12 protein-coding genes are annotated in these 9,911 nt (G+C 68.4%); 8 read left to right on the top strand and 4 right to left on the bottom strand.

Annotated elements, in window-relative coordinates; genetic code table 11:
- The first annotated feature begins 547 nt into the window (after positions 1 to 547).
- The 3 genes from J7346_RS14575 to J7346_RS14585 are packed head-to-tail and all read left to right on the top strand — an operon-like array spanning position 548 to position 4,057.
- Positions 548 to 1,417, top strand: coding sequence for an alpha/beta hydrolase (locus J7346_RS14575; RefSeq protein WP_209120699.1), 870 nt, complete (start codon positions 548 to 550; stop codon positions 1,415 to 1,417).
- A gap of 38 nt (positions 1,418 to 1,455) precedes the next feature.
- Positions 1,456 to 2,571 (top strand): hypothetical protein, encoded by a 1,116-nt coding sequence (locus J7346_RS14580; protein ID WP_209120700.1) that lies wholly within the window; start codon positions 1,456 to 1,458, stop codon positions 2,569 to 2,571.
- Between the two features lie 40 nt (positions 2,572 to 2,611).
- On the top strand, positions 2,612 to 4,057 hold the full coding sequence (locus tag J7346_RS14585) for an AMP nucleosidase (RefSeq protein WP_209120701.1): 1,446 nt from the start codon (positions 2,612 to 2,614) through the stop codon (positions 4,055 to 4,057).
- Here the strand turns inward: J7346_RS14585 and J7346_RS14590 are convergent.
- Positions 4,054 to 4,806: a class I SAM-dependent methyltransferase gene (locus J7346_RS14590; RefSeq protein WP_209120702.1), complete on the bottom strand. Its 753-nt coding sequence runs from the start codon at positions 4,804 to 4,806 to the stop codon at positions 4,054 to 4,056. The two genes, J7346_RS14585 and J7346_RS14590, sit on opposite strands and share 4 nt — an antisense overlap.
- A 123-nt stretch (positions 4,807 to 4,929) precedes the next feature.
- Between J7346_RS14590 and J7346_RS14595 the strand changes: the two genes are divergently transcribed.
- The 4 genes from J7346_RS14595 to J7346_RS14610 are packed head-to-tail and all read left to right on the top strand — an operon-like array spanning position 4,930 to position 8,000.
- Entirely contained in the window at positions 4,930 to 5,556 is a 627-nt protein-coding gene (locus tag J7346_RS14595) for a hypothetical protein (protein WP_209120703.1), read from the top strand.
- A 2-nt stretch (positions 5,557 to 5,558) separates the two neighbouring features.
- A complete protein-coding gene (locus tag J7346_RS14600) occupies positions 5,559 to 5,873 on the top strand; it encodes a transcriptional regulator (protein WP_209120704.1) in 315 nt (104 codons plus the stop codon).
- A gap of 55 nt (positions 5,874 to 5,928) precedes the next feature.
- Complete coding sequence (locus J7346_RS14605) at positions 5,929 to 6,708, top strand: tyrosine-protein phosphatase (RefSeq protein WP_209120705.1); 780 nt, start codon at positions 5,929 to 5,931, stop codon at positions 6,706 to 6,708.
- Positions 6,705 to 8,000, top strand: coding sequence for an anthranilate synthase component I family protein (locus J7346_RS14610; protein ID WP_245157915.1), 1,296 nt, complete (start codon positions 6,705 to 6,707; stop codon positions 7,998 to 8,000). The genes J7346_RS14605 and J7346_RS14610 overlap by 4 nt, the downstream gene beginning before the upstream one ends.
- On the opposite strand, the gene J7346_RS14615 is transcribed toward J7346_RS14610, so the two are convergent.
- The 3 genes from J7346_RS14615 to J7346_RS14625 are packed head-to-tail and all read right to left on the bottom strand — an operon-like array spanning position 7,997 to position 9,489.
- Positions 7,997 to 8,551 carry a TadE/TadG family type IV pilus assembly protein gene (locus J7346_RS14615; protein ID WP_209120706.1) on the bottom strand — a complete coding sequence of 185 codons (555 nt, stop codon included), beginning with the start codon at positions 8,549 to 8,551 and terminating at the stop codon, positions 7,997 to 7,999. The genes J7346_RS14610 and J7346_RS14615 overlap by 4 nt on opposite strands.
- Positions 8,548 to 9,075, bottom strand: a complete 528-nt coding sequence (locus J7346_RS14620) for a TadE/TadG family type IV pilus assembly protein (RefSeq protein WP_245157916.1) — start codon at positions 9,073 to 9,075, stop codon at positions 8,548 to 8,550. Before J7346_RS14620 ends, J7346_RS14615 begins: the two co-directional genes overlap by 4 nt.
- Positions 9,076 to 9,090: 15 nt before the next feature.
- Positions 9,091 to 9,489 carry a pilus assembly protein N-terminal domain-containing protein gene (locus J7346_RS14625; protein ID WP_226637792.1) on the bottom strand — a complete coding sequence of 133 codons (399 nt, stop codon included), beginning with the start codon at positions 9,487 to 9,489 and terminating at the stop codon, positions 9,091 to 9,093.
- A gap of 267 nt (positions 9,490 to 9,756) precedes the next feature.
- Here J7346_RS14625 and J7346_RS14630 point away from each other — a divergent pair.
- Positions 9,757 to 9,911 (top strand): Flp family type IVb pilin (locus tag J7346_RS14630; RefSeq protein ID WP_209120710.1); only part of this gene is annotated, 155 nt, incomplete at its 3' end.

A 9,911-nucleotide genomic window follows, 5' to 3' on the forward strand; every position in this document is an offset into this window, starting at 1 on the left:
CCCTTTCAACACCCCCACCGCTTCCCGACCCGACTTCCTCGCCTCAGCCCGGGACCGTGCCAACCTCTCCCCGTCTCCGTCGCAGGAGAGGCGCCTCGGGACCCAGGCACTGAAGCGGCGGCGGGGGCCGGTCGAGCGGGATTGCCGGGTGTAAACGCCGGGGTCCGGGGTGTTTCTGGACGCCCCGCCCGTCGCGGGCCGAGATGTCTGGAAGAGGTCGAACCGGGTCAAACGAGCCGGGGTGCGCAAGTTCGTCGGCGCCCCCGGTCCCGGCGGAAGAGACCGGAGCTTCAGACCGCTCGCGTGAACCGACCGGGGCGGCGCACAGGTCAGGTGCCGAAAATTCATTGAGCGCCCGTAACGCGAAAGCAGGGCGCACACGGTTCCGGGCCCCCGGCCCATGCGCCGCCCGCCTCTCCACCTCCTCTGCCCACCCGGCGAGAGGCGCTTTGGCGCGGCCTCATGTCTGAATGAGGCCGCTAGGGGCAGCCAAACCGTGCCGTCGCGCGTATCTAGGGTCCCGATGTTGCCGAGCCCGAGTTATTCCATGTCCCGTCGCGCCACCCTGGCGAGCCTGCTGGGCGGGCTGGCGGCCGCCTGTTCTCCGCTGGGCCTGCTGAACAGTCTGGGACCGCGCGATTCCGGGGCAAGGCGCGTCGCCCGCGACCAGCCCTATGGCGACGACCCTCGGCAGAAGATGGACCTCTATGCGCCGACCGGGGCCACGCCGGCGTCGCCGGTGCCGACGCTGGTCTTCTTCTATGGCGGGGGCTGGGATTCCGGCTCCCGCGACGTCTACGGCTGGGCGGCCCAGGCGCTGGCGGCGAAGGGCTTTGTGGTGGCCCTGCCGGACTACCGGCTGGTTCCCGAGGTGCATTTCCCGGGCTTCGTCGAGGATGCGGCCCAGGCCACGGCCCGCGCGGCCGAACTGGTCCGGCCCCATGGCGGCGATGCCGGGCGACTGGGCGTTCTGGGCCATTCGGCGGGCGCCCATCTGGCCATGATGATCACACTCGACCGGCGCTATATGGCCGCGGTGGACCGCCCGGGCCTGATCAAGGCGGCCGCCGGTCTGGCGGGGCCATATGAGTTCCTGCCGTTCGATGTGAAGGCCTCGATCAACGCCTTCGGGCGGGCGCCCGACCCGACCCTGACCCAGCCGGTCACCTTTGCCCGGGCCGATGCGCCGCCGCTGTGGCTGGGCCACGGGACCGACGATACCGTGGTCCACGCCGAGGACACGCGGATCCTGTGCGAGCGCATGGAGGAGGTCGGCGGCCCCTGTACCGCCCGCTTCTATGAAGGGCTGAACCACGCCGATCTGATCGCGACTTTCTCGCCCCTGTTCCGCAAGAAGGCGCCGGTGCTGGCCGAGGTCTCTGACTTTTTCCACCGGACCTTGGATCGCCCCGCCTGAGCGCGCACAGTGCCGCAAAGCTTTGCGGAGGTCCCGAGATGAAACGCCCCCTTGCCGCTGTGATCGCCCTGACCCTGCTGATGGCGACCCCGGTCCTCGCGCAGGAAGCGGTCGAGCGCGCCGAGGCCGAGCACCTCGCGACCACGCCCCTGCCGTTCGATGCGCGCGATGAGGCCCGGGAGTGGCGCCTGTGGTGGGACGAGGCCGACCCGTCCGAACGCCCGGCCATGGAGGCGCAGCGGGTGACCGAACTGGAGGTGGCGACTTGGAGGGACCGGCAGCTGGCGCGCTATGAGACGGACTTCGACAGTCTGGCGCGCACCTGCCCGGACGGCGTGACGGATGTCTGTCGCATCGACGGCGCCGGCGTGATCATCGTGCCCGGCGACGAGGAGGCCGGCCTGCCGGCGCATCCCCTGTACTGGCAGCAGCTGAGGATGGGGAGCGAATGGGACATGCCGCGGGCGGCGGTCATCCTCTACACCCCCACAGCCGACGGACGGCTGAAAGCCGCGACCTGGGTCCAGACGGCCATTGTCCATGAGCCGCCGGTGGTCATCGAGGGACAGGGCGAGCTGTATGTCGCCGTGCCCGGCTATCATGACGGAACGGGCCGCGCGAACGCCGATGTCCTGTTCCGCTGGACGCCGGAGGCCGACCGGCCCTTCACCCAGATCGACATCACTTCCTGGAAGGATGACCTGACGGCGCGCCTGCCGACCGGGCTCGAGGTCTGGAAAGGGGTCGCCTACCGCTGGCCCTATTTGATGGCGGAAACGTCGCTGTGGCAGGCGAACGATGCCAACTGTTGCGCCAGTGGTGGCGAGGCCTGGATCGACTTCCGCATCGACGGCGACCGGCTGGCCATCGAGTGGCTGCAGGTCAACGACCGCGTTCTGCAGGCGGCCGGGACAACCCCGGCCGATATCCTGGCCTGGGCCGGCCGTCGGGTCGGCTGTGATCACTGGGCGGGCGAGGAACCCTATGATGCGGACCGCGCCGCCATGATCGCTGAGGCGACTGCCCGGCTGGACTGTGAGGGGCTGGATGCCGATCAGGCGGCCCTGGTCGACACCTATGCCGGGGACGAGGTGGCGTCGGCCCTGATCGAACGCGTGGCCGGTGCCGCGGCGCGCGAGGCGGAGGCGCCCTGAGGCGTCTCGCCAAGGTCATACTGTTCCGCTAGAGGAGGCCATGACAGAACATATGACTCCCGACGCGGTCCTCGACCGCCTTGAAACCCTGTATTCGAAATCGGTCGACACCCTGCGCCAGGCGGTGCGGGACTTCGTCGACCACGGCGCCCGACCCGATCCGGCCGCCCGCGCCGACGGCCTGTTCGCCTATCCCGAGCTTCGTATCCGGTGGCACGGCGACCGCCCGCAGGACCTCCAGCCCCGCGCCTATGCCCGCCTGTCCAAGCAGGGCACCTATACGACCACCGTCACCCGACCCGACCTGTTCCGCAACTATCTGCGGGAACAGCTGACCCTGCTGGCCGACGAATATGACGCGACCTTCGAGGTCGGCCTGTCGCGGCAGGAGATCCCCTTCCCCTATGTGCTGGACGGGGCCGAGGTCGCGCTGGACCGGTCGATGACGGCCACCCTGGCGCGGTGGTTCCCGACCACCGAGCTGGCCCATATCGGCGACGAGATCGCCGACGGCCTGTTCGACACGACCGGGGACTTCCCGCTGTCGCACTTCGACGGACTCAGGACCGACTTCTCGCTGGCGCGGCTGCGGCATTACACCGGCACGCCGGTCGACGACGTCCAGTCCTATGTGCTGTTCACCAACTACAACCGCTATGTCGACGAGTTCGTCAGCTGGGCCATCGGCGAACTGAAACGTCCCGGCAGCCCGTACCAGACGTTGTCCTGCGCGGGCGGGGTGGTGATCACCCGCGATACGCCCAATCCGGAAGAGGCGATCAGCGACACGGCCTGGAAGAAGCACCAGATGCCCGCCTATCACCTGACGGCGCCGGGCGCGAAGGGCATCACCCTGGTCAACATCGGCGTGGGCCCCTCGAACGCCAAGACCATCACCGACCACCTGGCTGTCACCCGACCGCATGTCTGGCTGATGATCGGTCACTGCGGGGGCCTGCGCGCCAGCCAGTCGATCGGCGACTATGTGCTGGCCCACGCCTATCTGCGAGACGACCATGTGCTGGACGCGGTCCTGCCGCCGGACATCCCCATCCCCTCGATCGCCGAGGTGCAGCGCGCCCTCTATGATGCGACCAAGTCGGTCAGCGGCATGCCCGGCGATCAGGTCAAGCTGCGCCTGCGCACCGGGACGGTGGTGACCACCGACGACCGGAACTGGGAGCTGCGCTACACCCGCTCGGCCCTGCGCTTCAACCAGAGCCGGGCGGTCGCCATCGACATGGAATCGGCCACCATCGCGGCCCAGGGCTATCGCTTCCGCGTGCCCTACGGGACCCTGCTGTGCGTGTCGGACAAGCCGCTGCACGGCGAGATCAAACTGCCCGGACAGGCCAACCGCTTCTATGAAGGGTCGATCTCGGAGCACCTGCAGATCGGCATCCAGACCGTCGACCTGCTGCGCGAGGAGGGCGAACGCCTGCATTCGCGCAAGCTGCGCGCCTTTGACGAGCCGCCGTTCCGCTAGGCCGGAGCTTTACGCATCAGCTGAAGCGCAAAGCCGGTATAGGGCCGGGCGAAGGTCAGGAAGGACCGGACCCGGTCGGCGGTCGCCTCGATGTGCGGGCGCTCGATCCGGTCGGGATGGGCTGCGATCCACGCCCGCGCGGCGCGGTCCATGGTCTCGATATAGGCCTGCCATGTCGCATCATCGGCCACGTGGATCTCCAGCACCTCCAGCCCGGCGGCCCCGGCGGCGGCGGTCCAGTCCTCCAGCGGCGTGCAGGCATTGGTCAGGGCCATGACCCGCGCCAGCGGCTCGGGCGGTTCTGCCGTCCAGTACAGGTCCCCCCACACCAGCAGGCCACCGGGGGCCAGGTGGTCGGCCAGCCGGCCAAAGGCCGCGTCCGGATGGCGATGGTCCTCGCCCACGGGATCGGTGGCCCCGATCGACAGGATCAGATCCTGCGGGGGCAGGTCCTCCAGCAAGGTCGGGGACTGCATGCGGCTGAGGGTGACCCGGTCCTGGAGGCCGGCCGCATTGATGCGCGACTGGGCCAGGGCGGCTACCGCCATGTCGACCTCGACCGCCTCGACCTGCATGTCGAAGTGGCGCGCCAGGCAAAGGGCGAGGGCGGCATTGCCGGCCCCGATCTCGAGCGCCCGACCGCCCGCCTTCGGCTGTGCGGGAGCAAGGAAGGCGCGGAAGGTGTCGAGGGTCAGGGCGTTGCAGACCTCGATCGCCTCATAGGCCAGACAGTGGAAATTCATGCGCATGATGCAGCCCTAGCGTGCCGTTCCGTCTCGGTCATAAAAAAGCACTTTACATTGCAAAGTAAGTGGGACATTCAGGGAGCACAGACGGGGCCAGGCCCCGACGCTCAAGGAGAGGAAAGGGCCATGCCCCATCACGACACCGCGTCCCCCCAGGACGACATCGCCTATATCCGTACCCTGGCCGAAGAGGGGCGTCACACGCCGTTGCTGAACGGCCCCGTCATGGTGGCGGCGGCCCTGATCTTCGGCCTGGCCAGTGTGGCGCAGTGGGCCATCCAGACGGGGGTGGTGGACGTCAGTCCCTGGGCCCAGCTGTGGGTCTGGGTCGCGGCGGGGCTCGTGTTTGCCGTCGCCCTCTCCTTGCTGATCCGCCGCGCCAGCGGCAAGCCGGGCTACAGCTCGACCAGCAACCAGGCCGTCGGTGCCGCCTGGTCGGCCGTGGGCTTCGGCATCTTCGCCACCTGGGTCGCCTTCCTGGCCGTGGGGCTTGCGAACGGCGACTGGACCTTGATGCGGGCCATGCCGATCATCGTATTCGCCGCCTATGGCTCGGCCTGGACGGTGGCGGGCACCATGACGCGCAAGACCTGGATGAAGCTGACCGCCTTTGCGGCCTATGCCGGCGCGGCCCTGCTGGGCGTCTTTATGGATACGCCGATCGGCTATCTGGTGTTTGCGGCCCTGCTGGTGTTCGTCGCCTTGCTGCCCGGACTGGCGCTGATGCGCCAGGAGCCCCGGGAGGTCGTCTGAGCATGGCCGATCTTCCCTCCGGTGACTTCGACATCAATGAGATCGACGACGTCATCCACGGTCGGGTTCGGCTGGGCATTATGGCCTATCTGTCCAGCGCGGGCATGGCCGACTTCAGCGACCTCAAGGCCCGGCTGAAGACCACCGACGGCAATCTCTCGGTCCACCTGCGCAAGCTGGAGGAGGCCGGGTTCGTCGAGATTACCAAACGCTTCGCCGGCCGAAAGCCCCTGACCGAGGCGCAACTGACCGACGCGGGGCGCAAGGCCTTCATGGCCTATCTGGACACCCTGTCGGCCCTGATCCCGCCCCGCTGAGATCCGGGACGATCTGTCGGGGTGGCGCGGATCGGTCCCTGCGGTAAGAGGGGGCATGACCGACCGGATCAAGCGCTTCGAGGCGATCGATAATTTCCGTGACTTCGGCAACTATGCCGGGGGGGCGGGCCGCCACATCCGGCCGGGGAACCTGTATCGCAGCGCCCATCAGGCCCGGGCGACCGAGGCGGATCTGGAGGCGCTGGGGGCGCTCGATCTGGGGGTTGTGGTCGATCTCCGCCGGCCGAGCGAACGGCGCGACCAGCCCAGCCGCAGACCGGCCGCCTTCGCTGCCCGGGTCATCGAGAGCGACCACGATGACGGCGGCGAGGCGCCCCATATCACCTTCCTGAAGACGGCCGACCTGACCGAGGAGTCCGGCCGGGCCTTCATGACCGACACCTATCGCCGCCTGCCGTTTGAACCGTCCCACCTCGAGGTGTTCGGCCGCTATTTCGAGGCCCTGGCCGACAGCGATCGGCCCGTGCTGATCCATTGCGCGGCGGGCAAGGACCGGACGGGGCTGCTGGCCGCCCTGACCCACCATCTGCTGGGCGTCGCCGCCGATGACGTGATGGCCGACTATCTGCTGACCAACCAGGCGGTGGATCTGGAAGGGCAGGCCGGGTTCGTCGCCGAGCGCCTCAAGGCGATGACGGGCCGGACCGCCTCGCACGGAGCCGTGGTGGCCTTTCTGGGGGTCGAGCCGGCTTTTCTGGATGCAGCCTTTGAGGCCATTCGCGAGCGCCACGGATCCGTCGACGCCTATCTGGCGCAGGCTCTGGGCGTCGATGCCGACCGGCGCGACCGGATCGGCGCCCGCCTGTCTGCATGATCCGCGCCTTCACCGCCCGCGGCGAGCGGCGACTGGCCTGGCGCGATCCGCGCGACCTGATCGACGCCGTGGGGGGTCGCGAGGGCGCGCTCATCCTGTTCAGCGGCGACGGCGGGCGGGTGCTGATGACGGCCGAGCCCGACGCCACCCGCGAGCTCACCGACGACCCGGAAACTCTGGTGGCCCTGCTCGCAGATCCGGCCTGGGAGGAGGGCGCCATCCAGCTGCTGTCCTACGACGGGGGCGCGCGGCTCGCGACCGGGCCGCGCCCGACCGTATGGCCAGACCTGATGGCCGCGCGCTACCCCGCCTGGCTGGAGTTCGAGCCGGAGACGCAGACGCTGACGGCCATAGGCCATGGGACGGCAGAGACCGACGTCGATGGCGCGCTGGACCGGGCCGAGGGCTGGCTGGCCGATGCCGGGACGACCCCGAAGGTCACCGGCCCGCTGTCCGTCGGCTTCGAGGCCGAAGCCGACGAGGAGACCTATCGCGCGGCCGTGGCGGACGTGGTCCAGCGCATCGGCCAAGGCGAGATCTTTCAGGCCAACATCGCCCGGGGCTGGCGGGGCCGCCTGCGCGCCTATGTGGATCCGCTTGAGGTGTTCCGCCGACTGGTGGCGGCCAGTCCGGCGCCCTATGCCGCCTTCTGGCGACAGGGAGGCCGGGCACTGGTGTCGAACTCTCCCGAACTGTTCCTGACCCTGCGGTCGCGACAGGTGGAGACGCGGCCGATCAAGGGCACCCGACCCCGCCATGCCGACCCCCGTCAGGATGCCGGCGAGGTCGCGGACCTGCGATCATCGGCCAAGGACCGGGCCGAAAACCTGATGATCGTCGACCTGATGCGGAATGATCTGGCGCGGGTCTGCGAGCCGGCCTCGGTCCGGGTGGATGCCCTGTTCGCGCTCGAGTCCTATGCCAATGTGCACCATCTGGTCTCGACCGTGTCCGGCCGGCTGGCGGAGGGCGCGACCGCCGGGGATCTGTTGGCGGCGACCTTCCCGCCCGGCTCGATCACGGGCGCGCCCAAGCATCAGGCGATGAAGGTCATCGCCGCCCATGAGCCGCCGCGCGGGCCGTGGTGCGGGTCGCTGGTCCTGCGTGAAGGCACGGACAGCCTGACGGCGTCGGTCCTGATCCGCACCCTGGCCTTCACCCTTGAGGAGGGCGCCTGGCACTGGCGGACGCAGGCAGGAGCGGGGATTGTCGCCGACAGCGATCCGGCCGCAGAAGCGGCGGAGGTGCTGGCCAAGATCTCGGCCATCCGTCACGCCCTGACCGGGGCCTAGGGCAGGATCACGACCTTCTCGACCGTGCGCGGCCGCAGATAGAAGGTGTGCGAGAACCGGGTGACGCCGGGCATCATATAGTCGACCGGGGAGTCATAGTCGTAGGTCGACTCGGACATGACGACGCTCTCGCCGACCTCGATCAGGCCGTTCGGCACGGTGATGGTGCTGCCGACCGCGCGCGCGGTCATGCCGTGGCCCCGGCTCCAGTCGATGCGCACCGTGGTGCCATTGATGCGGGTCGCGCTGGACACCCGCATATTGAGTGGCGAGGCCGAGAAGGGCGCCATGATCAGCTCGCCGATCTCGAAGACGTCTTCGATCTCGCCCCCGGTCACGCCCTCGCGCTGGGCGATCAGGTCGGCGACCATGGCGGCTGAGTGGCTGGCCCGCTTCTGCGCCATATAGCCCTGACAGAATTCCGCGAGGCCGAAGTAGAAAAAGATCATGACCGGCGCCAGCATGGCGAACTCGACTGCCGATACGCCGCGTCGGTCAGACCCCAGCCGCCGCCAGGGACGCAGGTGCCGCATGATCCCGCCCGCGCTCATTGCCAGGGCTCGTTCCGGAAGGCGGTGGTCGCGGTCAGGATCGCCTTGCCGTCCCCCATCCGCGACAGGCCCTGCGACAGGAAGGGGGTAAACAGGCTGTGGCGGTACCAGGCCCGGACCAGCATCAGGCTGCCGGGGTCGCCGTTGTCATAGCCGAGGCCCGCCTCGCTGAATGTGCCCCCCGCCGTCGGATCCGGCGGATTTGGATTGGTGAACTGCGGGATTTCGCGCACGTCGATCGTGACCTTGGCCATGCAGTCACCCGAGAAGATGCTCATGCGCTGGCACATGGCGGTCTTGAACAGGCCGGCGGTATAGCCTTGGCTGCTGGCCTGACCGGTGCGCACCAGACGGCCCGTCTCGATGGTCGCGTTCTCGAGCACCGAGTCGAGCACGAAGACAAAGGCCAGCTCGAGCACGGCGAACATCATGAAGAAGAAGGGCGCGGCGACCATGGCGAATTCGACCGCGGTCGAGCCGCGTCGCTCGGCCGCAAAGCGGGTCAGGGCCTTCCGGGGTCGCATGGCCCTCAGCATGGATCAGGGCGTGCCGGTGGAGCGCTGCGTCGGAGAGCAGGTCGAGCCGCAGGCCATCTCGGTCACCTGACCGCCGCGCCACACGCGCACGCGGCCCTCGTCGCCGGCGCTGACGATGATCTGGCTCTGGAACAGGGTGCGGCCGATGCTGTCGACGGCCACGATCTCGGTGATGCCGTAGCCCTTGCCGGTCACATAGAGGGTGTTGGCGTCCACCACGGTGATGTCGGCGATCTGCGGATTGCCGACGATCACCGAGCCGGCCGGGGCGCGCAGCTGGATGCGGGCGGTCTGGTCGATATCGACGCGCAGCGAGTCCTGGGCCAGCGCGGGCGTGGCGAGGGCGGCGCCGAAGACTGCCGCGGCGGCGATCATCAGGGTCTTGGCCATTCGACGGAACATGGGGCGATCAGCCTTCCACTTTTCACAACGGGCGCGCGGGGTGCGCACGCGTATGTGCGCACCGAATCCTCAAGAAAGACTGAAGGGGCGTTGCCGGTTATCCGCATAGTAAACGCGATGGTAACTATGAATATTCGCGTCAAACCCGTTCACTTTACTTGTCCTTAAGCCGTGTGGGGCAGAGTGAGCGTGTAAGGGGGTCAAGCGGGCATAACCGAAGACCCTGATGGTGCAACTGTTAGCTCGCTCAAGAAAAAGGACTATCCAATGACCAAGTTCATCTCGCGTTTTGCCCAGGACGAATCCGGCGCCACGGCCATCGAGTACGGCCTGATCGCGGCCCTGATCGCCGTCGTCATCATCTCGGCCGTGACCGCGCTCGGCACGACCATCAAGACCAAGTTCAACGCCGTCGTGACCGG

The sequence above is a fragment of the Brevundimonas sp. A19_0 genome (assembly GCF_017744255.1).
Lineage (GTDB): Bacteria > Pseudomonadota > Alphaproteobacteria > Caulobacterales > Caulobacteraceae > Brevundimonas.